This window comes from Streptomyces sp. P9-2 (assembly GCF_051903975.1).
Lineage (GTDB): Bacteria > Actinomycetota > Actinomycetes > Streptomycetales > Streptomycetaceae > Streptomyces > Streptomyces cellulosae.
Genome location: NZ_CP192633.1, coordinates 966,259 through 989,624 on the forward strand (window position 1 = coordinate 966,259; position 23,366 = coordinate 989,624).

At 70.4% G+C, this 23,366-nt stretch carries 25 protein-coding genes and 1 pseudogene; 11 read left to right on the plus strand and 15 right to left on the minus strand.

The annotated features are described in order from the left end of the window. Positions 1 to 5: 5 nt before the first annotated feature. Entirely contained in the window at positions 6 to 686 is a 681-nt protein-coding gene (locus tag ACQY0Z_RS04525) for a rhomboid family intramembrane serine protease (protein WP_254585654.1), read from the plus strand. On the opposite strand, the gene mqnP is transcribed toward ACQY0Z_RS04525, so the two are convergent. Beyond that, the gene (gene mqnP / locus ACQY0Z_RS04530; RefSeq protein WP_189903175.1) at positions 622 to 1,527 is read right to left on the minus strand and encodes a menaquinone biosynthesis prenyltransferase MqnP; all 906 of its coding nucleotides are present in this window, start codon (positions 1,525 to 1,527) and stop codon (positions 622 to 624) included. The genes ACQY0Z_RS04525 and mqnP overlap by 65 nt on opposite strands. After that, complete coding sequence (locus ACQY0Z_RS04535) at positions 1,524 to 2,981, minus strand: menaquinone biosynthesis decarboxylase (RefSeq protein WP_439811866.1); 1,458 nt, start codon at positions 2,979 to 2,981, stop codon at positions 1,524 to 1,526. Before ACQY0Z_RS04535 ends, mqnP begins: the two co-directional genes overlap by 4 nt. Positions 2,982 to 3,047: 66 nt before the next feature. Here ACQY0Z_RS04535 and ACQY0Z_RS04540 point away from each other — a divergent pair, with 66 nt between their 5' ends. Continuing rightward, on the plus strand, positions 3,048 to 3,371 hold the full coding sequence (locus ACQY0Z_RS04540) for a PLD nuclease N-terminal domain-containing protein (protein WP_189903171.1): 324 nt from the start codon (positions 3,048 to 3,050) through the stop codon (positions 3,369 to 3,371). Between the two features lie 9 nt (positions 3,372 to 3,380). On the opposite strand, the pseudogene ACQY0Z_RS04545 reads toward ACQY0Z_RS04540, so the two are convergent. Next, positions 3,381 to 5,178, minus strand: a pseudogene (locus ACQY0Z_RS04545) (serine/threonine-protein kinase). A 413-nt stretch (positions 5,179 to 5,591) separates the two neighbouring features. On the opposite strand from ACQY0Z_RS04545, the gene ACQY0Z_RS04550 reads away from it, so the two are divergent. Genes ACQY0Z_RS04550 through ACQY0Z_RS04560 form a run of 3 tightly spaced genes read left to right on the plus strand, consistent with a single transcriptional unit; the run spans position 5,592 to position 6,938 of the window. Further along, positions 5,592 to 6,131 (plus strand): DUF6232 family protein, encoded by a 540-nt coding sequence (locus ACQY0Z_RS04550; RefSeq protein WP_189903167.1) that lies wholly within the window; start codon positions 5,592 to 5,594, stop codon positions 6,129 to 6,131. Then, a complete protein-coding gene (locus ACQY0Z_RS04555; RefSeq protein WP_189903166.1) occupies positions 6,128 to 6,472 on the plus strand; it encodes a hypothetical protein in 345 nt (114 codons plus the stop codon). The genes ACQY0Z_RS04550 and ACQY0Z_RS04555 overlap by 4 nt, the downstream gene beginning before the upstream one ends. Before the next feature lie 7 nt (positions 6,473 to 6,479). After that, the gene (locus tag ACQY0Z_RS04560) at positions 6,480 to 6,938 is read left to right on the plus strand and encodes a nucleoside deaminase (RefSeq protein WP_189903164.1); all 459 of its coding nucleotides are present in this window, start codon (positions 6,480 to 6,482) and stop codon (positions 6,936 to 6,938) included. A 71-nt stretch (positions 6,939 to 7,009) separates the two neighbouring features. Here ACQY0Z_RS04560 and ccsB read toward each other — a convergent pair whose 3' ends face one another. The 7 genes from ccsB to hemL all read right to left on the minus strand — a co-directional run bounded on the left by ccsB (position 7,010) and on the right by hemL (position 14,852). After that, on the minus strand, positions 7,010 to 8,122 hold the full coding sequence (ccsB, locus tag ACQY0Z_RS04565) for a c-type cytochrome biogenesis protein CcsB (protein ID WP_254585656.1): 1,113 nt from the start codon (positions 8,120 to 8,122) through the stop codon (positions 7,010 to 7,012). Further along, positions 8,119 to 9,897, minus strand: coding sequence for a cytochrome c biogenesis protein ResB (gene resB, locus ACQY0Z_RS04570; protein WP_254585657.1), 1,779 nt, complete (start codon positions 9,895 to 9,897; stop codon positions 8,119 to 8,121). Before resB ends, ccsB begins: the two co-directional genes overlap by 4 nt. 4 nt (positions 9,898 to 9,901) lie before the next feature. Next, positions 9,902 to 10,675: a cytochrome c biogenesis CcdA family protein gene (locus ACQY0Z_RS04575; RefSeq protein WP_019526493.1), complete on the minus strand. Its 774-nt coding sequence runs from the start codon at positions 10,673 to 10,675 to the stop codon at positions 9,902 to 9,904. 1 nt (position 10,676) lies between these two features. Then, positions 10,677 to 11,336: a TlpA family protein disulfide reductase gene (locus ACQY0Z_RS04580; protein WP_189903158.1), complete on the minus strand. Its 660-nt coding sequence runs from the start codon at positions 11,334 to 11,336 to the stop codon at positions 10,677 to 10,679. Positions 11,337 to 11,413: 77 nt separating this feature from the next. Beyond that, positions 11,414 to 12,691, minus strand: a complete 1,278-nt coding sequence (locus tag ACQY0Z_RS04585; RefSeq protein WP_254585672.1) for a hypothetical protein — start codon at positions 12,689 to 12,691, stop codon at positions 11,414 to 11,416. 155 nt (positions 12,692 to 12,846) lie between these two features. After that, the gene (locus ACQY0Z_RS04590; RefSeq protein ID WP_189903327.1) at positions 12,847 to 13,494 is read right to left on the minus strand and encodes a histidine phosphatase family protein; all 648 of its coding nucleotides are present in this window, start codon (positions 13,492 to 13,494) and stop codon (positions 12,847 to 12,849) included. 41 nt (positions 13,495 to 13,535) lie between these two features. Further along, positions 13,536 to 14,852, minus strand: a complete 1,317-nt coding sequence (gene hemL / locus ACQY0Z_RS04595; RefSeq protein ID WP_254585658.1) for a glutamate-1-semialdehyde 2,1-aminomutase — start codon at positions 14,850 to 14,852, stop codon at positions 13,536 to 13,538. Between the two features lie 498 nt (positions 14,853 to 15,350). On the opposite strand from hemL, the gene ACQY0Z_RS04600 reads away from it, so the two are divergent. Next, positions 15,351 to 15,788 (plus strand): hypothetical protein, encoded by a 438-nt coding sequence (locus ACQY0Z_RS04600; protein WP_033272597.1) that lies wholly within the window; start codon positions 15,351 to 15,353, stop codon positions 15,786 to 15,788. A 67-nt stretch (positions 15,789 to 15,855) separates the two neighbouring features. Here the strand turns inward: ACQY0Z_RS04600 and ACQY0Z_RS04605 are convergent, their stop codons facing one another. Together ACQY0Z_RS04605 and ACQY0Z_RS04610 are read right to left on the minus strand one after the other, a co-directional pair. Next, positions 15,856 to 17,178, minus strand: a complete 1,323-nt coding sequence (locus tag ACQY0Z_RS04605; protein WP_254585673.1) for a tyrosine-type recombinase/integrase — start codon at positions 17,176 to 17,178, stop codon at positions 15,856 to 15,858. Between the two features lies 1 nt (position 17,179). Then, positions 17,180 to 17,497 carry a helix-turn-helix domain-containing protein gene (locus ACQY0Z_RS04610; RefSeq protein ID WP_254585659.1) on the minus strand — a complete coding sequence of 106 codons (318 nt, stop codon included), beginning with the start codon at positions 17,495 to 17,497 and terminating at the stop codon, positions 17,180 to 17,182. Positions 17,498 to 17,883: 386 nt separating this feature from the next. Here ACQY0Z_RS04610 and ACQY0Z_RS04615 point away from each other — a divergent pair, with 386 nt between their 5' ends. The 5 genes from ACQY0Z_RS04615 (at position 17,884) to ACQY0Z_RS04635 (ending at position 21,440) form a co-directional block, all read left to right on the plus strand. Next, entirely contained in the window at positions 17,884 to 18,120 is a 237-nt protein-coding gene (locus ACQY0Z_RS04615; protein ID WP_254585660.1) for a helix-turn-helix transcriptional regulator, read from the plus strand. Positions 18,121 to 18,462: 342 nt separating this feature from the next. Continuing rightward, entirely contained in the window at positions 18,463 to 18,744 is a 282-nt protein-coding gene (locus tag ACQY0Z_RS04620; RefSeq protein WP_254585661.1) for a metal-sensitive transcriptional regulator, read from the plus strand. A 551-nt stretch (positions 18,745 to 19,295) separates the two neighbouring features. Next, positions 19,296 to 19,790, plus strand: coding sequence for a hypothetical protein (locus tag ACQY0Z_RS04625; RefSeq protein ID WP_086681023.1), 495 nt, complete (start codon positions 19,296 to 19,298; stop codon positions 19,788 to 19,790). Between the two features lie 46 nt (positions 19,791 to 19,836). Next, positions 19,837 to 20,586 carry a DsbA family protein gene (locus ACQY0Z_RS04630; RefSeq protein ID WP_254585662.1) on the plus strand — a complete coding sequence of 250 codons (750 nt, stop codon included), beginning with the start codon at positions 19,837 to 19,839 and terminating at the stop codon, positions 20,584 to 20,586. Continuing rightward, complete coding sequence (locus ACQY0Z_RS04635) at positions 20,583 to 21,440, plus strand: cytochrome c biogenesis CcdA family protein (protein WP_254585663.1); 858 nt, start codon at positions 20,583 to 20,585, stop codon at positions 21,438 to 21,440. The genes ACQY0Z_RS04630 and ACQY0Z_RS04635 overlap by 4 nt, the downstream gene beginning before the upstream one ends. A 75-nt stretch (positions 21,441 to 21,515) precedes the next feature. On the opposite strand, the gene ACQY0Z_RS04640 is transcribed toward ACQY0Z_RS04635, so the two are convergent. The 3 genes from ACQY0Z_RS04640 to ACQY0Z_RS04650 all read right to left on the minus strand — a co-directional run bounded on the left by ACQY0Z_RS04640 (position 21,516) and on the right by ACQY0Z_RS04650 (position 23,341). Continuing rightward, complete coding sequence (locus ACQY0Z_RS04640; RefSeq protein WP_254585664.1) at positions 21,516 to 22,091, minus strand: rhodanese-like domain-containing protein; 576 nt, start codon at positions 22,089 to 22,091, stop codon at positions 21,516 to 21,518. Between the two features lie 144 nt (positions 22,092 to 22,235). Continuing rightward, positions 22,236 to 22,979 carry a sulfite exporter TauE/SafE family protein gene (locus ACQY0Z_RS04645; RefSeq protein ID WP_062639979.1) on the minus strand — a complete coding sequence of 248 codons (744 nt, stop codon included), beginning with the start codon at positions 22,977 to 22,979 and terminating at the stop codon, positions 22,236 to 22,238. Beyond that, positions 22,976 to 23,341: a rhodanese-like domain-containing protein gene (locus ACQY0Z_RS04650; protein WP_254585665.1), complete on the minus strand. Its 366-nt coding sequence runs from the start codon at positions 23,339 to 23,341 to the stop codon at positions 22,976 to 22,978. Before ACQY0Z_RS04650 ends, ACQY0Z_RS04645 begins: the two co-directional genes overlap by 4 nt. Between the last annotated feature and the right edge of the window lie 25 nt (positions 23,342 to 23,366).

Here is a 23,366-nt window from a genome sequence, read left to right on the forward strand (position 1 = left end):
GGACGATGACGGACACGCGTCCGGCGTGGTCACGCGGCGAGCGGGTGCGGGCGGCCGCCGTGCTGATGGCCGCCTGGGTGGCGCTGCTGTGGGTGCTCGAGGTGGCCGACGTGGCGAGCGGCCACGCCCTCGACGGCTACGGCATCGTGCCGCGCACCCCGTCCGAGCTGGTGGACGTGGTTCCGTCCGCCTTCGTGCACTTCGGCTTCTCCCATGTGGCGGCGAACAGCGTGCCGCTGCTGGTGCTGGGTTTCCTCGCGGCGCTCGGCGGGATACGCCGGTTCCTCGCCGTGTGCGCGCTGATCGTCGTCGCGGACGGCCTGGGCGTCTGGCTCATATCCCCGGCGGACAGCAACACGGCGGGCGCCTCCGGCCTGATCTTCGGCCTCTTCGGCTATCTGCTGGTCAGCGGCTTCGTGGAGCGCCGCCCGCTGGGCGTGCTGGTGGGCGTCCTGATCGCCGCGGTCTGGGGCGGCTCGATCCTCGCGGGTCTCGCCCCCACCCAGTCCGGCGTCAGCTGGCAGGGCCACCTGATCGGCCTCGCCGCGGGGGTGACGGCGGCCTTCCTCCTCCGCCGCCGCCCGGCGCGGCCCCGCGAACCGATCGTCTGGCCGCGCTCGCTCAGACGGTCAGCCCGCGCACCAGCAGGTCCAGCAGCGCGCAGAGGAACAGTGCGATGCCGATGAAGCCGTTGACGCTGAAGAACGCGCGGTTGAGGCGGGTCAGGTCGTGTGGGCGGACGATGGTGTGTTCGTAGACGAACGCGGCGGCCACGATCAGCAGGCCCAGCCAGAAGAAGGCGCCGGCGTCGGTGAGGACCGCGTACCAGACGAACAGGGCCGTCGTGACGGTGTGGCAGGCGCGGGCGCCCCAGATCGCCGCGGGGATGCCGAAGCGGGCCGGGACGGACTTCACGCCGATCTCCCGGTCGGTCTCGACGTCCTGGCAGGCGTAGATCAGGTCGAAGCCGCCGATCCAGATGCCGACCGCGAGGCCGAGGACGACCGCGTCCCAGGACCACGACCCGGTGACCGCCAGCCAGCCGCCGACCGGGCCCATCGCCTGCGCGAGACCCAGGATGGCCTGCGGGAAGTTGGTGAACCGCTTGCCGTACGGATACACCACCATCGGAATCACGGCGACGGGCGCGAGCGCCAGGCACAGCGGGTTGAGCAGCGCGGCCGCGCCGAGGAACACGGCGAGGGCGATCAGCGCGCCGGTCCAGGCATGCTTGACCGACATCGCGCCGGTGACCAGCTCACGGTGCGCCGTGCGCGGGTTACGGGCGTCGATCTCGCGGTCGATGATGCGGTTGGCGGCCATCGCGAAGGTGCGCAGGCCGACCATGGCGAGGGTGACGAGGAACAGCCGTCCCCAGTGGATGTTGGCGTCCCACTCGTACATCGCGGTGAGCGCGGCGATGTAGGCGAAGGGCAGCGCGAACACCGAGTGCTCGATCATCACCAGGCGCAGGAACGCCTTGGTGCGTCCCGGCTGCTGCGGGAGGGCGGCGGAGGCCGAGGTCACAGTCCGTACTCCTTCCAGCGGCGGTCCACCTTCGCGGCGGTCTCCGGGTCGGACTCCACCATGTCGGGCCAGCCGCCGTCGCGCGTGTACCCCTCCTCGGGCCACTTCTTCGTCGCGTCGATGCCCGCCTTGCCGCCCCAGAACTGCTGGTACGACGCGTGGTCGAGATGGTCGACCGGGCCCTCGACGACGGTGAGGTCACGCGAGTAGTCGGTGTTGCCGAGGGCACGCCAGGCGACCTCGTGCAGGTCGTGCACGTCGCAGTCGGAGTCGACGACCACGATCAGCTTGGTCAGCGACATCATGTGCGCGCCCCAGATGGCGTGCATGACCTTCTGCGCGTGCTTCGGGTACTTCTTGTCGATCGAGACGATCGCGCAGTTGTGGAAGCCGCCGGCCTCGGGCAGGTGGTAGTCCACGATGTCCGGGACGATGATCTTGAGCAGGGGCAGGAAGAACCGTTCCGTGGCCCGGCCCAGCGGGCCGTCCTCCGTCGGCGGGCGGCCGACCACGATCGACTGGAGCAGCGGGCGCTTCCGCATCGTCACGCAGTCGATCGTCAGGGCGGGGAACGGCTCCTGCGGGGTGTAGAAGCCGGTGTGGTCGCCGAAGGGCCCCTCGGGCAGCATCTCGCCGGGCTCCAGCCAGCCCTCGACGACGACCTCCGCCTGCGCGGGCACCTGGAGCGGGACCGTCTTGCAGTCGACCATCTCGATCCGCTTGCCCTGGAGGAACCCGGCGAACAGGTACTCGTCGATGTCGCCGGGCAGCGGCGCGGTGGAGGCGTACGTCACGGCCGGCGGGCAGCCGAAGGCGATGGCGACCGGCAGCCGCTCACCGCGCCGCGCGGCCACCTGGTAGTGGTTGCGGCTGTCCTTGTGGATCTGCCAGTGCATGCCGATGGTGCGCTTGTCGTGGCGCTGGAGGCGGTACAGACCGAGGTTGCGGATGCCGCTCTCCGGGTCCTTGGTGTGGGTGAGCCCCAGGTTGAAGAAGGAGCCGCCGTCCTTGGGCCAGGTGAACAGCGCGGGCAGCTGCTCCAGGTCCACGTCGTCGCCGGTGAGCACGACCTCGTGCACGGGCGCGTCGGACGACTTCACCTTCTTCGGCGGCACGTGCGTCATCGCGCCGAGCTTCCCGAACGCCTCGCGCACCCCGACGAATCCGTGCGGGAGCTCGGGCTTCAGAAGCCCGGCGATCTTCTCACCGATCTCCGCGTACGACTTGAGCCCGAGCGCTTTCAGGAGCCGGCGGTCGGTGCCGTAGACGTTCATGGCGAGGGGCATCGAGGAGCCGCGCACGTTCTCGAAGAGCAGGGCGGGACCGCCGGCCTTGTTCACCCGGTCGACGATCTCACCGACCTCCAGATGCGGGTCGACCTCGGCCTTGATGCGCTTGAGGTCGCCCTCGCGCTCCAGCGCCCTGAGCAGGGAGCGAAGATCGTCGTAAGCCATGGGGTCCAGTATCCCCGAGCGGCTACGCTGGACCGGTACCGCCCACCTCTTTCGCTGGAGAGGCCCATGCTTCGGGTGCTCATGTTCCTCGTGCCACTGGCCCTGAGCGTCTACGCGTTCATCGACTGCATCAGCACGAAGGACGAGGACATCCGGCACATGCCCAAGCCGTTGTGGGCGATCCTCGTCCTGCTCTTCCCGCTGGTCGGCTCGATCTCCTGGATCATCGCCGGCAAGAAGCGGCAGCCGGCCGGAGCGGGCGGCTCCGTCTGGGGTGGCGGCGGACGCGGCCAGTGGGTCGCGCCGGACGACAACCCGGACTTCCTGAAGTCGCTCGACGAGGAGAAGAAGCGGGACCGGGACGGGGACGAGGATCCCCGGAACGACTGAGGGCGGGGCCTACGTCCGCGTCCAGCTCTGGGATGCCGCGCCCCCGCACACCCGCGCCATGATCATGCCGCTCGGCTGGGCGTGCTCCAGACACCTGCCGGTCTTCACCAGGACCACGGTGCCGCCCGAGCCGAGACGCCACTCCTGGGCGTCGTCCCCGCCGCACGCCGCCATGTGCATCGAGCCGTAGGCGGAGAGGCAGGCGCCGGACGCGGCGTGGACGATGCGGTACGCGCCGCCCGAGGCGCTCTGCAGGCTCCACCGGGCCGCGGCGGAGCCGCAGTCGGCCCCGAAGACCCTGCCGTAGGTATTCCCGGAACCGGTGAGACACCGTCCGGTCGACGCGTTGCGCAGGGTCACGGCGCCACCCGAACCCCGCCCCCAGAGCCGCTGCCCCCGTTCCCCTCTGTGTCGGCGTCGCCGACCCCCGCACCGGGACCGATGTCGCCGCCGCCGTCGCCCGCGCCGCCCCCGTCGCCGGAACCGGCGCCCACGCCCGTACCCGAACCGGCGTCCCCGGCGCCGGACTCCTGCTCCCGCCCCTTCGCGTCGTCGCCCTTCGGCTTCTTGGAGGCGGACGGGCTGCCGGAGGGCGACGGCTTCGTGGTCGCGGCGGTCGCCGAGGGCGTGACGTCGGCGGAGACGGTCACGGACGCGGAGGGCGTGGGGCCGCCCGCGGCGTTGCCGGAGTCGGTGACGTACGGGAGGAGCTGGAAGGCGAGCGCGCCGCCGGTGACGACGACCACGACCGGCACGACGACGGGCAGCATCCGCCGCCGGCGTTCCTTCCGCGCGGGCGGCTGCTCCTTCTTCTCCTTCTCACCGACGACTTCCTTGTCGTCCTCCCCCGCCGCCTCCGTCGCGCCGACCGTCGGAGGGAGGTCCTGCGGGTCCGGGGTGCGGGCGGCGAAGGCGGCCCGTACGGCGAGCTGCTCCGCGACGACCTCGGGCCAGGGGGGTGTGCCGGACGGCCCGTGTTCCGAGGCCTTCTCGACCAGTTCGGCGGCGGTCGGGCGGCCCTCGTGGTCCTTGTCGAGGCAGGACGCGACCACGTCGGCCAGCTCGGGGTCCAGCTCCCGCAGCGGGGTGAGGTCGGGCTCCTCGTGCACGATGCGGTACAGCACGGCGTGCCCGGACTCGTCGCCGAAAGGCGGCCGGCCGGAGGCGGCGTACGCGAGCACGGAGCCCAGGGCGAAGACGTCGACGACGCCGCTGGACGCCCGCTTGCCGGAGGCCTGTTCGGGCGACATGTAGGCGGGCGTGCCGACCACCATGCCGGTGCGGGTGAGCTGGCTCTGGTCGGCGGCGCGGGCCACGCCGAAGTCGATGAGGGTGAGGCCGTCCAGGGTCAGCATGACGTTGGACGGCTTGAGGTCGCGGTGCACCATGTCCAGCGCGTGCACGGCGGCCAGCCCGGTGGCGGCCTCCCGCAGCAACAGCCACAGCGCCTCGCGCGGCAGCGGGCCGTGCAGGTCGACGGCCTCGCGCAGGGTGTGCCGGGCACGTAGGCGGTGGCGAACCACGGTGGGCGGGCGTCGCGGTCACCCGCGAGCAGCGGGGCGGTGGCCTCGTCGGGGAGCCGGGCGAGGTTGTCCAGCTCGTGCCCGAAGCGGCGCAGGAAGTCCTGGTCCTCCCCGGCGACCGAGGGCAGCACCTGCTTGACCGCCGCGTACCGGCCCTCGTGCACGCCGAGGTACACCCGGCCCATGCCGCCGACCCCGAGACGCCCCAGCAGCGGGATCGGCCCGATCCGGCGCGGGTCGTCGTCCTGCAGCGGCTCGGCCCCGCTCCCCGTGAGGCCGGTCACGTCTTCCCCGCTCAGCTCAGTCCCCGTTCCACTGGCGCCCCCGTGCATCCGTGGCCCCCCTTCGACCACCGACGGGACGCTACATGTATGCGCCCGAAAGCCCCAAGTGACCCTGTGTACACGTATGGTGAAATGCCGTCAGCTTCCGGTGGAGCGAAGAGACAATCGACTTGCGCCGGCGCCACCGAGCGTGGTTAATAGGTCACCCCCTGACACGCTTTCAGATGACGGAGACCTCGGTGAGCATGGAGAACGCCCCGCCACCGGTACCCGGCACTCCACCGCCCGGTCCGGTCCCCCAGCCCCCTCCGGCGTTCCCGCCTCCGGACCGACAGACCCGGCCTCCGGCCCAGCGGATCGAGCCCCCGGGACACTACGATGTCCCGCCGCCGCCCGCGGTACCGCCACGGAGCATGCGCTCCCTCGACCTGAGGGTCGGCAAACGGCTGCTGTGGGTCGGCACGGCCGCGTACCCGCTGCAGAACATCACCCGCGTCTACACCTTCACCCTGACGCCCCGCCGCAAGGACGCCACGATGCTGTTCCTCAAGCGGGCGGCGCTGACCCTCACGGTGGCGTTCGGACTGACGATCCTCGGGGCGCTGTCGGCGATCGGCAACCAGTCCCTGGCCGGCGGCATCCTCACGTTCACCTGGCTGGGCGCCGTCGGGGCCTTGGTGTTCAGCCTGGTGGAGATGTTCTCCGTGGTGGGGGCTCCGCCCCAGTACGTGCTGGCGGTGGAGACCTCGGGTCCGTCGATCGCGATGGTGACCAGTTCAGACCCGCGGCAGCTCGACCAACTCGTCGCGCCCATCGTGCAGGCCATCGAGAACCCCGAGGCGGAGTTCCAGGTCAAGGTGGAGCAGCTGTTCGTCAATCCCAAGAACTATCACTTCGGCGACAACGTCAACATGTACGGCGGATCCGGCAACGTGGGAGTGGGGCACTCATGAGCGGCGACAACTACTACTTCGGCGACAGCGTCTCGATGCACGGCGGGCTGGGGAACACCGGCATCGTCAAGAACCAGGCCGCCCCGGCACAGACGTCTCCCGAGCTGGAGGCGGCCCTCCGGCAGCTCGTCGAGCTGGTCACGGAGCTGCGCGCGCAGGTGCCGCCGGCCCGGGCCCAGTCCATCGACGAAGCCCTGCCGGACATCGCCTCGCCCGCCGTCGAGCCGCAGCAGCGCCATCGCGCCCTGCTGGCGGTGGCGGGCATCGCCGCCACCGTGGGAGCGGTCGGCCAGCCCGTCGTCGAGGCCGTGAACAGCGTCCTCGCGCTGCTCGGCGGCTGATCCTCCGGTGGAGCCGCTGGACGAGGCGACCGCCCGCACCTGGCTCGCCACCGCGCTGGAGGAAGCGCGGGCCGGGCCGGCTGAAGGGGGCATCCCCATCGGGGCCGCTCTGTACGGGCCCGACGGGGCGCTGCTCGGGCGGGGGCGGAATCGGCGGGTGCAGGACGGGGATCCGTCGATGCACGCGGAGACGGCGGCGTTCCGGGCCGCGGGACGGCAGCGGTCGTACCGGGGGACGACGATGGTGACCACGCTGTCGCCCTGCTGGTACTGCTCGGGGCTGGTGCGGCAGTTCGGGATCTCGCGGGTGGTGGTCGGGGAGGCCGTCACCTTCCACGGCGGGCACGACTGGCTGGCGGAGCACGGCGTGGAGGTCGTGGTGCTCGACGACCCGGAATGCGTGGCGATGATGCGGGAGTTCGTCGCCCGGAACCCGGAGCTGTGGGGCGAGGACATCGGGAAGTGAACGCGGCGGAGGCCGCCCCGGGACTGGTGTCCGGGGCGGCCTCCGAGCCGTGCGTAAGAGGGTGGGGCCGGTCAGAAACCGGCCGACTGCAGCACGCCCAGGCCCACGTCGGCGTAGGAGTGCTTGCCGTTGACGAAGATGTTGACGCCGTAGTAGTTGAACAGCCAGCAGCCGAAGGCGATCAGGGCCAGGTAGGCGGCCTTGCGGCCCTTCCAGCCGGCGGTGGCGCGGGCGTGCAGGTAGCCGGCGTAGGCGACCCAGGTGATGAAGGACCAGGTCTCCTTGGGGTCCCAGCCCCAGTAGCGGCCCCACGCGTCGCCGGCCCAGATGGCGCCCGCGATGATCGTGAACGTCCACAGCGGGAAGACCGCCGCGTTGACGCGGTAGGCGAACTTGTCCAGCGAGGCCGCCGCGGGCAGCCGTTCCAGGAAGGACGTGGCGAAGCTGCCCGGCTTGCCGCCGTTCGCCAGCTTGTTCTCGTACGAGTCCTTGAAGAGGTACATGACCGTCGTGAACGCGCCGACGTAGAACACCGCGCCGCACAGGATCGCCGTGGAGACGTGGATGTACAGCCAGTACGAGTGCAGGGCGGGAACCAGCTGGTCGCTGGCGGTGTACAGGACGGTGACGGCGAGACCGAGGTCGAGGAGGACCGACGTGGTGAGGAACAGGCCGAGCCAGCGCACGTTCTTCTTCAGCGCCAGCAGCAGGAGGTACACGCCCACCGCGGTCGTGGAGAAGGTGATGTTGAACTCGTACATGTTGCCCCACGGCGCGCGCTCCACGGACAGCGCGCGGGTGAGCACCCCGCCGAAGGCCAGCGCGAACGCGAGCACGGTGAGGGAGATGGCGATACGCCCGTAGAGGTCGCCCTGCTCGTCGCCGCCGTGCGCCCCGGGCCCGTCGGGCACGTCACGCGAGCCGGACGCGGCGCGGACGGTGACCTTGGGCCGCTCCAGGACGGCGGTGCCGCCGCCCTGCTTCACGGTCACGGCCGGCCCGGTGCCCGCGGCGGAGGCCTTCGGGGTGAGCGCGGCCGCCGTGCGGGCGACCTTGCTGCGGCTGCCGAAGAGCCACTCGGCGATGTACGCGAAGAAAGCGAGGGTGTAGACCGCCATCGCGGAGTAGATCAGCACATTGCTGATCTCCGCGAGGTTCTCGTTGGTCGCGGCGGCGAGAGTCACTGCTGCTCAGCCCCTTCGGCAGGCACGGCTTGAGAGTCGGTGTCGGTGGACGTGGTGGTTCCGGACGCGTCGGGCGTTCCGGTGTCTTCGGGGGGAGCGGTCTCCGGTTGGGGGTCCGCCACGCCGGGCGCCCGCTCGTACAGGACCGCGGCGAGGTCGCCGAGCTCCTCGGGCACCTTCGCGGACTCGCTGCGGCCGAGGCCCGCCATCTCGACGACGGTCACGCCGTCGTCGCCGCGCACCGCGCGCACCCACACGCGGCGCCGCTGCACGAACAGGGAGGCGGCCAGTCCGCCGATCGCGGCGAGGGCGCCGCCGAGCGCCCAGCCGCCGCCCGGCTCCTGGACGACCTGGAAGCCGGCCCACTCCTTGATGTCCTTCTCGAAGGTGATCGAGCCGGCCCCGCCGGGGAGCGTCATGGTCTCGCCGGGGGTGAGCAGCTTCTTCAGCAGCTCCCCGTCGGCGTCCTTGAACTCCTTCATCTTCGTCTTGTCCATCTGGTACACGCTCTGCGGAATGCCGGAGTCGGCCTTCAGGTCGCCGTGGTAGGCGTTGAGCGCGAGCACCGGGTAGTCCAGCGCCGGGAACTGGGAGAGCATCGTGCCGCTCGCGGACCCGCCGAAGGTCGGCACGAAGAACGCCTGGAAGCCCAGCTGCTCCTTCTTGCCCTGCGGGTTGCGGTAGCCGTCGAGGACCTTGACGACGCCGTTGGAGGTGACGTTGTTGTCGAGCGGCAGCAGCGGCACGGCGTCCTGGTAGACGATCTCGCCCTTGCCGTCGCGGACGGTCACCACGGGCGCGTAGCCGTGGCTGACGAGGTAGACCTTGGCGTCGCCGATCTCCAGCGGCTTGTTCACCTTGATGACGGCGTTCTTCTCCTCGCCGTCGGCGCCCTCGGTGTACGTCACCTCGGTCTCGTACGTGCGCGGGGTGCCCCGGTTGGGGCCGGTGCGCTCGTAGGTGCCGGTGAACTCCTTGACGTCGAAGCTGAACGGCTCCAGGTCGTCGTTGGTGAAGAGGTTGCCGGACTTGAAGTCGTCGTACTGGGTGAGCGTGTTGGAGAAGCCGTCGCCCTCGACGACGATCTTGTTGCCCTCGGACTTGAAGAGCTGGCCCCAGGCGAACGCGATCAGCATGACGATCAGCGCGAGGTGGAAGGCCAGGTTGCCGAGCTCGCGCAGATAGCCCTTCTCGGCGGCGACGGCGTCCCCGACGGTGTGCGCCCGGAAGCGGCGCTTCCTCAGCAGCGCGAGGGCGGCCTCGCGGACCTCCTCGGGGGCGGCCGAGGTGCGCCAGGTGGTGTGCGCGGGCAGCCGGGTCAGCCGGCGGGGCGCGCCCGGCGGGCGGCCGCGCAGCTGGCCGACGAACTGCCAGGTGCGGGGCACGATGCAGCCGATGAGGGAGACGAACAGCAGGATGTAGATCGCGGAGAACCACACCGAGCTGTAGACGTTGAAGAGCCCGAGCTTGTCGTAGACGGGCGCGAGGACGTCGTGCCGTTCACGGAAGTCGGCGACCCTCGTCTCGTCGATGCCGGTCTGCGGGATGAGCGAGCCGGGGATCGCGGCGAGCGACAGCAGCAGCAGGAGCAGCAGCGCGACCCGCATGGAGGTGAGCTGCCGCCAGAACCAGCGGGCCCAGCCGATCACGCCGAGGGCGGGCAGGTTGGGCGAGGGGGCGTCCTCCACGGGCGCGGTGGACAGCTGGGAGCCGGCGGCGCCGAGGTCCTGGTCGTCACCGGTCTGCGTGGAGTTGTCCGTCGTGGTGTCGCTCATCGGGTCAGATCCCCACCGTGAAGCCGTTGGACCAGGTCTGCATCTCCGCCACGAGGGTGTCCCACGCGCCGGTCAGCAGCAGCACACCGGTCGCGATCATCATCGTGCCGCCGATGCGCAGCACCCAGACGTAGTGCCGCTTGACCCAGCCGAAGGCGCCGAGCGCCTTGCGGAAGGCCACGGCGGCGAGCACGAAGGGCACGCCCAGTCCGAGACAGTACGCGACGGTGAGCAGCGCGCCCCGTCCGGCGCTCTCCTGCTGCGCGGACAGGGTGAGGACGGAGGCGAGGGTGGGCCCGATGCAGGGGGTCCAGCCGATGCCGAAGAGGGCGCCGAGCACGGGCGCGCCGATCAGTCCGGTCGCCGGCCGCTTGTGGAAGCGGAACTCCCGCTGGGTGAGCCAGGGCATCAGGCCCATGAAGAAGACGCCCATGAGGATCATGAAGACGCCGAGCACCTTGGACAGCACGCCCGACTGCTCCTGGAGCGTCTGCCCGAAGTAGCCGAAGAAGGCGCCGCCCGAGACGAACACGACGGTGAAGCCGAGCACGAACAGGGAGGCGCCGGCGACCATACGGCCGCGCCGGGCCTCGGCGAGGTCGGTGCCGGAGACGCCGGTGACGTAGGAGAGGTAGCCGGGGACGAGCGGCAGGACGCAGGGGGAGAAGAAGGAGACGAGGCCGCCGAGCACGGCGATGGGCAGGGCCACCAGCAGGGCGCCGTTGAGCACCGTGCCGTTGTAGCCCGTCTCCGCGGCGAGCGTGTGCAGGGCCGTCACGTCACTTCTCCGCGACGACCGGTTCGAGCATCTTCCGCAGCCGTTCCTCGTCGAGGGCGGTCAGCGAGCGGGCGGCGACCCGGCCCTCCCGGTCCAGCACCAGCGTGGAGGGGATGGCCTGCGGGTTGAGCGTGCCCTTCTCGAAGCGGAGCATCAGCTTGCCGGTGGGGTCGTACAGGCTCGGGTAGGTGATGCCGAAGTCCTTCTCGAAGGCGAGCGCGGCGGTGGTGCTGCCGTCGCGGGTGTTGATGCCGACGAACTGGACGTCCTTGCCCTCGTACTCCTTGGACACCTCGGCGAAGTACTTGGCCTCCGCGCGGCACGGGTTGCACCAGGAGCCCCACACGTTGAGGACGACGACCTTGCCCTTGTAGTCGCCGACGTCGAGCTGCTCGCCCTCCAGGGTCTGCCCGGACAGGTCGGGCGCGGCGACGCGCTGGTCCGCGGGGACGGTGGAGATGCCGTCGGTGCCGGTGACGAAGCCGGTGTCGCCGCCCCCGCCGGAGGTGCCCCCGTCGCCGCAGGCGGTGAGGAGCAGGGCGGCCGCGGCGGCGCCGGCGGCCAGGGCGGCACGACGGCGGGCGCGCACGGCACGGGCGGCGCGGTACGAGCTCTGCGCGGCTCGGTTCGAGCGCTGGGGGGCGCGGCTGGCGGCACTCATGTGAAAAGTTTCGCATGCCCGTTCTGGGGATCTTGCGCACCCCCCTGCGCACCCCGCCCCGGGCGGAAACCCGCATCTCAGGCGGGATCGGCGGCTCCCGTGGACGGCGTGCCGGCGAGGTCGCGGGTGAACGCCTGCCAGCCGCCGGAGGGTTCCTGGCCGACGTCCAGGGTGCGCAGCCGGTCGAGCATCTCGGGCTTCTGCACGTCGAGCCAGTCGCAGAACTGCCGGAAGGAGACGATCCTCACGTCTCCGCCCTTCTCCTTCGCGCGCGCGATGTGCCTCAGGGCCTCCTCGACGGCGTCCATGTAGATGCCGCCGTTCCACTGCTCGAAGTGGTTGCCGACGAAGAAGGGTGCCCGGTTGGTCTCGTATGCCCGCTGGAAGCCGGATATGTACGCCTGTGCCGACTGCTGCCGCCAGCCCGGGTAGTTGTGGGCCGGGGCGTTGGTGGAGTTGAGCGACTGGTTGGCGAGCATGTTGTAGTCCATCGAGAGGACCTCGAACGACCGTCCGGGGAAAGGTATCTGCTGGAGCGGAAGGTCCCATATGCCCTGCTTCTTGGAGGGCCAGACCTGGCGTCCGCCGGGCGAGGAGGCGTCGTAGCGCCAGCCCAGCTCGCGGGCGGTGGGCAGCAGCTGGTCCTGGCCGAGCAGACAGGGGGTGCGGCCGCCGACGAGTTCCTTGTCGTAGTCGAACGGCAGGGACTCGACGTCGGTCCACCCGGAGTTGGTGCGCCACTCCTTCACGAACGACTTCGCCTGCTCGATCTCGTCGCGCCACTGCTTCGGCGTCCAGGTGCCGACGCTTCCGGAGCCGGCGCAGAAGTGCCCGTTGAAGTGGGTGCCGATCTCGTGGCCCTCGAGCCAGGCACGGCGCAGGTTCCGCAGGGTGTCCTTGATGTGCGCGTCGGTGAGGTAGCCGATGTCGGAGGCGCCGCGCGGGTTGTTCGGCGGGTCGTAGAGGCGCTTCTTCGACTCGGGGAGCAGATAGACCCCGGAGAGGAAGAACGTCATGGACGCGCCGTGCTGCTTGGCGAGGTCCAGGAAGCGCGGGAAGAGCCCGTTGCCGACCTCGCCGGCGCCGTCCCAGGAGAACACGACGAACTGCGGGGGCGTCTGACCCGGCTCCAGCGGCACGGGCCGCTCGGGCTGATGAGGCTGCTTGCCCGTGAAGGCGGTGGAGCCGTCGCCGATGGGACGGACCGTCGCGGTCGGCTTCGGCTTCGGCGACGCGGGCCGGCCCCCGGCCCCCGGGCGGGAACCGCCGGCGGGGGTCGATCCGTCGGAGCCTGTGTGGCCGCCGCAGCCGGCCAAGGAGACGGCGGCCGCGGCCCCCGCGCCGAGCCCGAGCATTCCCCTGCGGGAGAGAGCGCGCATGGCGTCCCCCTTCGTCATGTCCCTGAGTGGTCACCCATTCAGAGGAGTTGACGAAGAGGGAGGTTCCCGTCGGATGCGGAGGTTCCGCAACGAACCCCCCGTGAGAGCGGCGCACCGCCCTCACACGGGCGTCACGCGCCGTAGGCCTTTCCGGCGCCCTTCGCGGGCTTGGCGCCCGCCCGCAGATGCTCGGGCACCAGGTCGAGGGCGGGCTCGCCGTAGCCCACGGAGACGATCTTGTCGCCGCGGTAGGTGAACGTGGTCAGCGAGGCCAGGGTGCACTGGCGGCGGCGCGGGTCGTGCCACAGCCGGCGCTTCTCCACGTAGGACCGCACGATCCAGATCGGCAGCTGGTGGCTGACCAGCACCGCCTCGTGGCCGCGCGCCGCCTCCTTCGCCGTCTCCAGCGCGCCCATCATCCGCACCACCTGGTCGACGTACGGCTCGCCCCAGGACGGCTTGAACGGGTTGACGACGTGCTTCCAGTTGGCGGGGCGGCGCAGCGCGCCGTCGCCGATGCCGAAGGTCTTTCCCTGGAAGACGTTCTCCGCCTCGATCAGCCGCCGGTCGGTGGCGATGTCCAGGCCGTGCGCCTTGGCGATGGGCTCGGCCGTCTCCTGCGCCCGCTCCAGCGGGGAGGCGCCGACGTGCACGATGTCGCGGGACGCCAGGTGCTCGGCGACCCGGTCGGCCATCCGGCGGCCCAGCTCGGAGAGGTGGTAGCCGGGGAGGCGGCCGTAGAGGACGCCGTCCGGGTTCTCGACCTCGCCGTGCCGCATCAGGTGGACGACGGTGACGTCGTCGGGGTTCTTCTCGGAGCTCACGCGGTGGCCTCCGCCGCTGCTCGGGCCGCCGCCGGGAGGGCGTCGGCGATGCGCTGGACGGCCCGCTCGTCGTGGGCCGTGGACACGAACCAGGACTCGAAGGACGACGGCGGCAGGTAGACGCCGTTCGCCAGCAGCGAGTGGAAGAACGCGGTGAAGCGGAACGACTCCTGCTTCTTGGCGTCCTCGTAGTCGCGGACCGGGTTCTCCGTGAAGAAGACGGAGAACATGTTGGAGGCGTTCTGCAGCGTGTGTGCGACGCCTTCCTTGGTGAGCGCCTCGGTGACGAGGGAGCGGATCTGCGCCGAGACCGCGTCCACCTTCTCGTACGCGGCGTCGTCGAGCAGCCGCAGCTGGGCGAGGCCCGCGGCGGTGGCGACCGGGTTACCGGAGAGGGTGCCCGCCTGGTAGACGGGGCCGGCCGGGGCGAGGTGCGCCATGACGTCGGCGCGCCCGCCGAAGGCCGCGGCCGGGAAGCCGCCGCCCATGACCTTGCCGAAGGTCATCAGGTCGGGCCGCACGCCGTCGACGCCGTACCAGCCGGCGCGGCTCGTACGGAAGCCGGTCATGACCTCGTCGGAGATGTACAGCGCGCCGTTCGCGGCGCACGCGTCCTTGAGCCCCTGGTTGAAGCCGGGCAGCGGCGGGACGACGCCCATGTTGCCCGGGGACGCCTCGGTGATCACGCAGGCGATCTCGCCCGGGTGCGCGGCGAACGCGGCGTGCACGGCGTCCAGGTCGTTGTACGGCAGCACGATGGTGTCGCCGGCCTGGGCGCCGGTGACGCCCGGGGTGTCCGGCAGCGCGAACGTCGCCACGCCGGAGCCGGCGGAGGCGAGCAGCGCGTCCACGTGGCCGTGGTAGCAGCCGGCGAACTTGATCACCTTGCTGCGCTGAGTGAAGCCGCGCGCCAGCCGGATCGCCGACATGGTGGCCTCGGTGCCGCTGGACACCAGCCGCACCTGCTCCAGCGGCTCGATCCGGGCGACCATCTCCTCGGCGAGCGCGACCTCGCCCTCACCGGGCGTGCCGAAGGAGGTGCCGCGCGCGACGGCCTCCTGCACGGCGGCGATCACCTCGGGGTGCGCGTGCCCGAGGATCATCGGCCCCCAGGAGCACACCAGGTCGACGTACTCGCGCCCGTCGGAGTCGGTCAGATAGGGCCCGGAGCCGGAGACCATGAACCGGGGCGTTCCGCCGACGGCGCGGAAGGCACGCACCGGTGAGTTCACACCACCGGGAGTGACGGCCGCGGCACGATCGAACAGCGCCTGCGAGGCTGGGGCTTCGTACGAATATGGCAGTTCGCTCATGACCTGCGACTTCTCCGACCTTTTCCGACGTCCCGGGTTTCTCGCCGGGCTGCGGCTGCTGTGACTCGTTTCAGGGTAGGCCAGGGGCCCGCCACGGCGTCCGCGCCCCGACGACCTGCCGATCAGGGCCCCGGACCGGCCGTGATCTGCGAAACTGACCCCTGGTGCACACAGCTCGCACGGCCGGTGCGGCCGGGCCCCGCGACAAACTCGCGGACGGATGGTTCACCGCACGTTTCGGCGGGCGGCCGTGGGGGAGGTCACTGTCACGATGATCGGGTTGCGCGGCGGGGGCCACGCGTCCTAGAAAAGCAGTCGGGTGGAGATATGCATCGCGGTGGCGGACTGGGCGAGGGGACCGACGACCTGGGTCCTCGACGTGCCCGGCGGGGAAGGCACCGACGCGAAGCGGAGGAAGCGGATCAGACGCGTCGTGCACACGACGAGCCGGAGCGGATCGGCCCACTGAGCGGGGCGGGGAGCAGGAATGGTGGTCGGGTGGGGGTGACGTACAAGTACTTCGGTGCGCCGGACGGCGCCACCGCGGCCCGCGTCCCGATCTCCATGCGCCCCGAGGAGCTCGGCGGGGACGAGCTGGGCATGGGCGGCATGTTCACCAAGATCAAGCCGGAGACCATGGCCGCGATGGTCCTCACGGGCATCGAGGGCGTCCCCCTGCACAAGGTCCCGCCGCTCGAACTGGTCGTCCTGCACCCGGACTACGCGGTCGTGAAGCTCCCCATGACGGTGGTGGATCCGCTGCGCGACATAGGCGAGGAAGCGGTCGGCGCGGCCGCCTTCATCTGGTCGACGGTCCCGGACCGCGGTGGCCCGCGCGACGCGTTCAACGTCTACCAACTGCTGCACGAGTGGCAGGACTTCTCGCACCGGCTGCACGACGCGGGGCATCAGGCGTACTGCCTGGTGTGGCCCTGAGCTGGGGTTTCGTAGGAGTCGGGCGGGGTCTTCGGGCCTCGCCCTTTTGCGCGCCGAGGAGGGGGCGTCAGGCGGCCAGGGCACATTGAGGGCACATTGGTTTTGCTGGGGGTGGTGATGTGCCCTGGGGCTCTCCGGTTTCCAACGGCTCCGCGCCGGTGAAGGCGTCGTCTATCGCCTTGCGGGTCCGGCTCTCGCTGGACGGCAGCAGGTGCGTGTACGTCCGCAGCGTGAAGCCCGGGTCCGAGTGGCCGAGGTACTCGGAGAGCGCCTTGATGCTCTCCCCCGCGTCCAAGAGCACGGAGGCATACGCGTGACGGAGGGCGTGCATGCCGTCCTCAGGAGCCGCCTGGAGGTACCTCGCCCCGCGCTCGCGGGGAGGGATCACGCCGGCGGCGACCAGGGCTCGCTTCCAGGCGCCCATGTTGAAGACGCTGCGGTTGTACGCCCGGCCCTTCTCGTCGACGAAAAGCAGCCGGAAGGTCTTGGGCTCGCCGTCGGGCTTCGCCCAGGGCAGCGTGACCGCCGTGGGCGGGAATCGCCTCATGTGGCCCTTGAGGGCAGTGGCCAGCTGCGCCGACAGCGGCACTGACCGGATCCGGTTGCCCTTGGGCAGAGCGAAAACCGGCTTCGTGCCGACGAGCCGCACCTGGCGGTTGACGTGGATCCAGCCGCCCCTGAAGTCGACGTCCTCGACGGCGAAGCCGAAGACCTCGCCCTGTCGCAGGCCGCAACCGAAGGCGAGCTTGCCGCCGGCCTGGAAGCGTTGGGGTAGCCCCGCGATGACGGCGCGTACCCGCTCCACGGACCAGGGGACGGTCTTCTTCTTGGTCGCGGTCGGCAGCTTCACCGACTTCGACTTGCACGGGTTCTTCGGCAGCAGTCCGTCCTCCACGGCCATGCCGAGGATGCTGGAGAGGACGTCGAAGATGCCCTCGATCGTCGACACCTCGAAGCCGCCGTCCTGCAGTGTGCGGATCCAGCCCTGAACGACCGAGGGCTTGTTCAAGGACCGCAGCTCGCGCCTGCCGAGGTGGGCCACGATGTGGTTGCGGACGGTGGCCTCGTAGCGGAGGGCCGTGGTCGGGCCGACCGAGTTCGCGTCGAGCCACCTCTGGGCGTAGGCGCCGAGCGTCTGCTTCGTCTCGGCGGGAACAACGTAGCTGCCGCTCCGGATCTCGACGTCGACCTCGGCCGCCCGTTTGTCGGCCTCGGCCCTCGTGTGGAAGTTCTCCTTGCGCTGGTGGCCGTCCAGGTCCCGGTACCGGACCTGCCAGCGCTTCCCGGTCCCGTGGTCAGAGGTCGGAACCATCCGCCGAGTGCGGCTCTTGTGCTCGCTGCACCGGGTCTCGTCCGGCTTGGGATGGGACTTGTGCCAGCGGTCGTACACGTCAGCCAAGGAGAACCCCCTGGGCACCGCCGCAGGCGTCTGTGGCGGAGTGACGAGGATGGGCGAGGCGGGCCCCAGTAGACAGCAGAACCGTCGGCGGGACACCGAGGGCTGCGGCGATCACCACGAGATCGTCGATGTCGCAGCGCCGATGGGCGCGCTCGGTACGGCTGAGCGCGGTGTTGGTCATCGGGCGGCCCATCGCGGTGCAGCGGGCAGCCAGTTGATGCTGGGTGAGGCCGAGCGCCAGCCGCATGCGCTCGATAGCGCGGGCGGTATGCAAGCCGGCGGGGCCTATTTCGAGAGGTCGAGTTGCCATAACAGGTAGCTGTGACTTGCAGCCGAAGCCTTTAGCAAGAGTTGGGCCGTAAACCCTACAGAAGTCGCACCCGGCCGGATCAACAATCGCGCCGGCTAATGCACGACACGCGGCACCGGGGAGGCAGCGCCGCCGATTCCGTCCACCGGAAAGCGAGCGCAGTGTAGCTGACCGCACCTCTCGACGATGGGCCACCACCTGGCCTTACGAACAGCACATCACCCTGGCGCCGACTTTTTGGTCAACCGCCAATTCGCCCTTACGGTATTGCCTCCCGCGCTCACCAACGGGAACTTCTGGAGCCTTCCAGAACCAACTCTGGACTTCTCCGCCGAGGGTATCGCTGTGTTGTCCAAGCAGTTGTACGAAACTGAAAAGGGAGCCCTATGCCGAGCCTTTCCCCTCGCCCTGACCACACCACTGCCGACGCCAACCGACGCGGCCCCCTCGCCACCCCGGCGGAAGTCGCCGAGTACCTCGGGGTGCCGGTCAAGACGCTCTACCAGTGGAAGTACCGGGGCACCGGCCCGAACGTGCACAAGGTCGGTCGCCACCTGCGCTACCGCTGGGCCGAGGTGGACGCCTGGCTCAATGCCCAGGCCCCGTACGACCTCGCCGTTTGAGACCACCACACGGGAAGCGGAGCGGCTCCCGGCGAGCCACCGCCGGGAGCCGCGCGGCCCCTTCCCACATCGCCCCTTGCCAGAAGACCCCCACCCCTGCCAGACCGTCTTGAGGGCAGACACGGCGGTGCGCAGGTGGCCGAGGGGAATGTTGCGGGCGCCGGGCAGGTGGCCGGCGGCGTATTCTCCGAGGCCGCTCCTCGATGATGGTGCAGCCGTACAGGCGGGCGTTGGCCTGATCAGCAGTGACGGGCAGTGGGTGCCGCGGGGATTTTTCCCTGCCCGGTCGGGGTTGTCCCTTCTGTAAGATACCCAAGGGGGTATCTCGAAGGAGTGTGGGTTGTGGAACTGGCGATGGCGGCTGAGGAACTGAAGACGGTGGTCAACCGGCTACGCCGGGCACAGGGCCAGATCGCCGGTGTGATCAAGATGATCGAGGAGGGACGGGACTGCGAGGACGTCGTCACCCAGCTCGCCGCGGCGTCCCGGGCTCTGGACAAGGCCGGTTTCGCGATCATCGCCACCGGTCTGCAGCACTGCCTGACCGACGCGGACATGGCCACTTCCGGCGACCGGGAGCAGATGCGTACCCGACTGGAGAAGCTGTTCCTCTCTCTGGCCTGAGCTTGGGTACCCCGGCATCCGGCTCGCCCGCCTGAGTCTCCGCCCACCCGGCCTGCCGAGGGTACGGAGCCGGCGGGTGTCCTATGGTGGCTGAGTCTCCGAGCGGACGCAGGATCGATGATGAAGCGAGCAGTGGCACAGAGGCCGACACACGTCGGCTTCCGCGGTGTGCTGGCTGTGCTTGTAGCCGTGGTGGCGCTGTTGTGCGTCTTTGGACACGCGGAACGTGGCGGGCCCGGCCCGCCCCCGTCCGCCGCGCAGCATGTGCATGCACCTACCGCCTCTGAGGGGTCCGGCGGGACGGCGGCGCCATGCGGCAAGAAGGTGCTGGTCGATCACAGCGCGCAGCGAGCAGAAAGTGTGACGCCGACGGCTTCGTGCCCCGGCCCCGCAGCCCTTCATACTGCCTCCACGCCATCCCATTCACAGCTCTCCGGGATGCTGTCGGGCGGCCCGGCTCCGCCGCCGCCAACGACACTTCACTCCGTTCTGCGGATTTAGACCGGCCTGTTGGTCGTGTCCCTGAATCCTTGGAAACGGAGCTTTTCAGCATGCCTTCTTCCCCGCGCTCATGGAGTCGGGCGGGTGCAGCACTGCGTGGTTGGCGGACCCGGCAGTGGACTGTGGCGGGCCTCGGTGCCCTGGCCACAGCGATCCTGGTCGGCGCACCCACCGACGTGGTGCCCAATCCGCTGTTCGGCCGGTCGGTCCCCGTGCAGTGGTGGAACTACCCGGCTCTCGCCGTCACGGCCGTACTGGCAGGCATCGTCCTGACCACCTATGTGCGCCAACCCGCTGCCCCCTCGGGGCCCAAGACCCACAACGGCGGCCGTCTGGGAGTGGTCGGCGGCGCGCTGTCCTTCTTCGCCGTCGGCTGCCCGGTCTGCAACAAGCTCGTCCTCCTGCTCCTCGGAGCTTCCGGAGCCTTGAGCTACTGGGCTCCCCTGCAGCCACTGCTGGCTGTCGTGTCGGCGGGACTGCTGGCGGAAGCCGCGCTGCGCCGCCTGTCCTCCCAGACCGCGTGCCCGGTCACGGCTTCTGCCTGATCTGCGGCCCGGTTCTGCCCCTTCTCCCTCACATCTGAGGTGTTCCATGACTGCATCCACACCGTCTTCGTCCCGCCGCACCCGCAGGCGCGCCATCGCGGCCGCCGCGGTCCTCGCCACCGCCGCGGTGGCCGGGGCCTTCGCCCTCACGCTGGACGGCTCCGGGGGCCGCAACGAGGCAGCGGGCGAATCCGCCGTCGTCAGCGAGTCCGCCGCCCCGGCGCCCGCCGACGAGAGCCTGCTCGCTCTTGCTCGCCGCGATCCCTCCGATGCCATGGCCGTCGGACGGGCGGACGCCCCGGTGGTGATGATCGAGTACTCCGACTTCCAGTGCCCGTTCTGTGGCCGGTTCGCCCGCAAGACCGAACCCGAACTGCTGCGCTCGTACGTCGACAAGGGCGTCCTGCGCATCGAATGGCGCAACTTTCCCGTCTTCGGCGAGGAGTCGGAACAGGCCGCGCTCGCCGGCTGGGCGGCCGGGCAGCAGAAGAAGTTCTGGGAGTTCCACGACGTCGCCTACAGCAAGCCGCGTGAACGCAACGCCGGTGAGTTCAGCGCCGAGAACCTCATCGACATGGCCCGTGAGGCCGGAATCACCGACATCGAGCGGTTCCAGGCGGACATGGCATCCGGCAAGGCCCGCAGCGCCGTGCAGAAGGACCAGGAGGAGGGCTACAACCTCGGTGTGACCAGCACTCCGGCGTTTCTGGTCAACGGCCGGCCGATCCTGGGGGCTCAGCCCACGGCCACCTTCAAGGAAGCCGTCGAGGCCGCGGCGAAGGCGGCCGGGCGATGAGCGAGGCCGGACTGGCGGTGGCGTTCCTCGGCGGTCTGCTCGCTCTGCTCAGCCCGTGCAGCGCACTGTTGCTGCCTGCCTTCTTCGCCTACTCCTTCACCAGTCGCACCCGGCTGGTGGCGCGCACCGGCCTGTTCTACCTCGGTCTGTGCACGACACTCGTGCCGCTCGGCGTGGCCGGCTCGTTCGCCAGCCGGCTCTTCTATGGACATCGGGACACCCTGGTGACAGCGGGCGGATGGACGGTCATCGCCCTGGGCGTGGCCCAGATCGCCGGGTTGGGCTTCGGCTCCCGCCGGATGGCGCAGGCCGCGGGCGGACGCCGTTCGGGCTCGGTGCTGTCGGTCTTCGCGCTGGGCGCGGTGTACGGGCTGGCGGGGTTCTGTGCGGGGCCGATCCTGGGAGGCATCCTGACCGTGGCGGCCGTGGACGGCGACCCCCTGCACGGCGGGGTACTGCTCGCCGTCTACGCCTTGGGGATGGCGGTTCCGATGTTCATGCTGGCGTTGTTGTGGGACCGCTTCGATCTGGGCCGCAAGCGCTGGCTGCGAGGGCGGGTCTTCCGGGTGGGTCCGGTGGCCCTGCACAGCACCTCGGTCGTCGGCGGCGTGCTGTTCATTGCGCTCGGTGCGGCTTTCCTCGCCTTCGACGGCACGTCCGCGCTGCCGTCGGTGTTGAGCACCGATACCGAGTTCGCCCTGGAAGAGCGGTTGTCCGACCTCGGCGCAGCGGTGTCCGACCGGCTGATCGTGCTGATCACGGCCGCTGTGGCGGCACTGCTGGTGCTGCTTCGCACGTCGAGAAGGAGGAATCCGCAGCCGTCACCGGAAGAGGAGACGTCTGCGCACGGGTAGCGCGCCTTGGCCGCATGCCTGGCAGGCGAAAAGGGAGGGGTCCGGTTCAGGATCCCTCCCCTCCCTTCGCGTGGCTCAACGGTTGCGCAGTGCGGCAAGCGTGTTGTCGAGGTCGGCGGCGCGGGGGCGGTTGTGGGGCAACTTGGCGAGCATGGCGGCCATGCCGCAGGTGTTGGTCAGGGCGGAGAAGACGAGACCACCTGCGATGCCGGCGGAGAGCAACTGGAAGGCCGGGTGGATGACGAGCCCGAGCAGCAGGCCGAGCAGCACGATCGCTCCTGCCGTGAGCCTCACCTGCCGTTCCATGCCCCAGGTGGCACGTGAGGCGCCCTGCGGGCGGTGCAGCTCGTGGCCGTCGGCCGCCCAGGCGCCGGTGCCTCCCGACAGGGTGGCGGCCGTGACGCCGTTCTCCGCGAGGATCCTGCCGGCGTTCTCGGAGCGGGCGCCCGAGGCGCAGACGACCAGGACGTCACCGCGGTCGGCGGCGTGCCGGATGTCGGGCAGCGCGCGCTGGATCTGGTCGAGGGGGATGTTGAGCGCGCCGGGGAGGTGACCGCCGGCGTATTCGCCGGGGGTACGCACGTCGATGACGGTCAGTTCGTGCAGGCGGGTGTGCGCCTCGTCGGTGGCGAGGGCCGTGGGTGTGGTCATGGCAGATGTCCTTACGGGTGCGGAAGTCGTGGTGGAACTTGATCTGACGGGAGCCGGGCAGCAGGCGGTCCTGAGATGCGCGTCGACCGGAGAAGCTCTCCCGGTCCCTGCTTCTGGGCTGTTGGCTGTTGACGGCCTGCGTGTTCAGACGATCACGTCGACGAGCATGAAGGCCGCCACCGCCAGCAGTACGCCGGCGAAGATTTTCTGAAGGGTGGTGCCGGAGATCTTCGTCGCCAGCCGTTTGCCGTCCCAGGCTCCGAGGATCGCAGCTCCGGTGAAGGGGCCGATGATCTCCCAGTGGAGCCCGCCACCGGTGCCGGTGCGAGCGGCGAGCGCGGCGAGTGAGTTGACCGTGATGACGAGCAAGCTGGTGCCCACCGCCCGCCGCATGGTCAGTCCCAGGACGCTCACCAGGGCGGGCACGGCGAGGAATCCCCCGCCGACTCCCAGGAAGCCCGTCACAGCACCGAGTCCGGCACCGGCGCCGGCCGCCTTGCCGGGACGGATCCGGTCCGGCGGCTCGGACGCGGACGGACGCAGCATGCGCAGGGCCGCCAGCGCGGCGATGACCGCGAACGCCGACGTCAGTACCGCTTCGGGCAGGCTCCCGGCGACGGCCCCCGCGAGGAAGGCGGGGACGATGCCCGCCGCGGCGAACAGCGCCCCTGTCTTCCATGCCACGTTCCCGTCGCGGGTGTGGGCGTACAGGGCCGTGACGGAGGTGGCGGTGACGATGATCAGGCTGGCGGTGGTGGCGGCGGCCGGTGTGAAGCCGAGCAGGTAGATCAGTGCCGGTACGGCAAGGACGCTGCCACCGCCGCCCAGGGCTCCGAGGGCGAGACCGATGACGGCCCCGGCAATGAGGGCGAGAACAAGTACGGTCACGCTATCCGGCCGCTGTTCCCGCGTTCGTCGACGACCGGGTGCCCGGCAGCGGCCCACGCGTTCATGCCGCCTTCAACGTCCACCACCTGCGCTCCGCGTTCGGCGAGGAGCTTGGCCGCCTGCTGGGAGCGGTGCCCGCTGCGGCAGATCACCACCAGCGGTCGCCCCTGCGCCTGGGCGGGCAGGGTGGCGCCTGCGACCAGTTTCGTCAGCGGTACGTGCACGGCGCCCGGAGCGTGGCCCGTGGTCCATTCGGGCTTCTCACGCACATCCAGCAGGACGGCCGCGGGCTGATCGCCGCTGGTGCGGCAGCGTGCCTCGTCGACCGTGACGCGGGGCCCTTTTCGGCGAAAGAGGAACATCACACGCTTCCTTCCTTGCGGGGGA

Bases quoted from the DNA above. Each gene is read 5' to 3' on its own strand.
- ACQY0Z_RS04525 (WP_254585654.1), top strand. From the start codon at position 6: ATGACGGACACGCGTCCGGCGTGGTCACGCGGCGAGCGGGTGCGGGCG.
- ACQY0Z_RS04535 (WP_439811866.1), bottom strand. From the start codon at position 2,981: ATGGCTTACGACGATCTTCGCTCCCTGCTCAGGGCGCTGGAGCGCGAG.
- ACQY0Z_RS04540 (WP_189903171.1), top strand. From the start codon at position 3,048: ATGCTTCGGGTGCTCATGTTCCTCGTGCCACTGGCCCTGAGCGTCTAC.
- ACQY0Z_RS04550 (WP_189903167.1), top strand. From the start codon at position 5,592: ATGCGCTCCCTCGACCTGAGGGTCGGCAAACGGCTGCTGTGGGTCGGC.
- ACQY0Z_RS04555 (WP_189903166.1), top strand. From the start codon at position 6,128: ATGAGCGGCGACAACTACTACTTCGGCGACAGCGTCTCGATGCACGGC.
- resB (WP_254585657.1), bottom strand. From the start codon at position 9,897: ATGAGCGACACCACGACGGACAACTCCACGCAGACCGGTGACGACCAG.
- ACQY0Z_RS04580 (WP_189903158.1), bottom strand. From the start codon at position 11,336: ATGAGTGCCGCCAGCCGCGCCCCCCAGCGCTCGAACCGAGCCGCGCAG.
- ACQY0Z_RS04585 (WP_254585672.1), bottom strand. From the start codon at position 12,691: ATGCTCGGGCTCGGCGCGGGGGCCGCGGCCGCCGTCTCCTTGGCCGGC.
- ACQY0Z_RS04590 (WP_189903327.1), bottom strand. From the start codon at position 13,494: ATGCGGCACGGCGAGGTCGAGAACCCGGACGGCGTCCTCTACGGCCGC.
- hemL (WP_254585658.1), bottom strand. From the start codon at position 14,852: ATGAGCGAACTGCCATATTCGTACGAAGCCCCAGCCTCGCAGGCGCTG.
- ACQY0Z_RS04610 (WP_254585659.1), bottom strand. From the start codon at position 17,497: ATGGCAACTCGACCTCTCGAAATAGGCCCCGCCGGCTTGCATACCGCC.
- ACQY0Z_RS04615 (WP_254585660.1), top strand. From the start codon at position 17,884: ATGCCGAGCCTTTCCCCTCGCCCTGACCACACCACTGCCGACGCCAAC.
- ACQY0Z_RS04625 (WP_086681023.1), top strand. From the start codon at position 19,296: ATGCCTTCTTCCCCGCGCTCATGGAGTCGGGCGGGTGCAGCACTGCGT.
- ACQY0Z_RS04630 (WP_254585662.1), top strand. From the start codon at position 19,837: ATGACTGCATCCACACCGTCTTCGTCCCGCCGCACCCGCAGGCGCGCC.
- ACQY0Z_RS04635 (WP_254585663.1), top strand. From the start codon at position 20,583: ATGAGCGAGGCCGGACTGGCGGTGGCGTTCCTCGGCGGTCTGCTCGCT.
- ACQY0Z_RS04640 (WP_254585664.1), bottom strand. From the start codon at position 22,091: ATGACCACACCCACGGCCCTCGCCACCGACGAGGCGCACACCCGCCTG.
- ACQY0Z_RS04650 (WP_254585665.1), bottom strand. From the start codon at position 23,341: ATGTTCCTCTTTCGCCGAAAAGGGCCCCGCGTCACGGTCGACGAGGCA.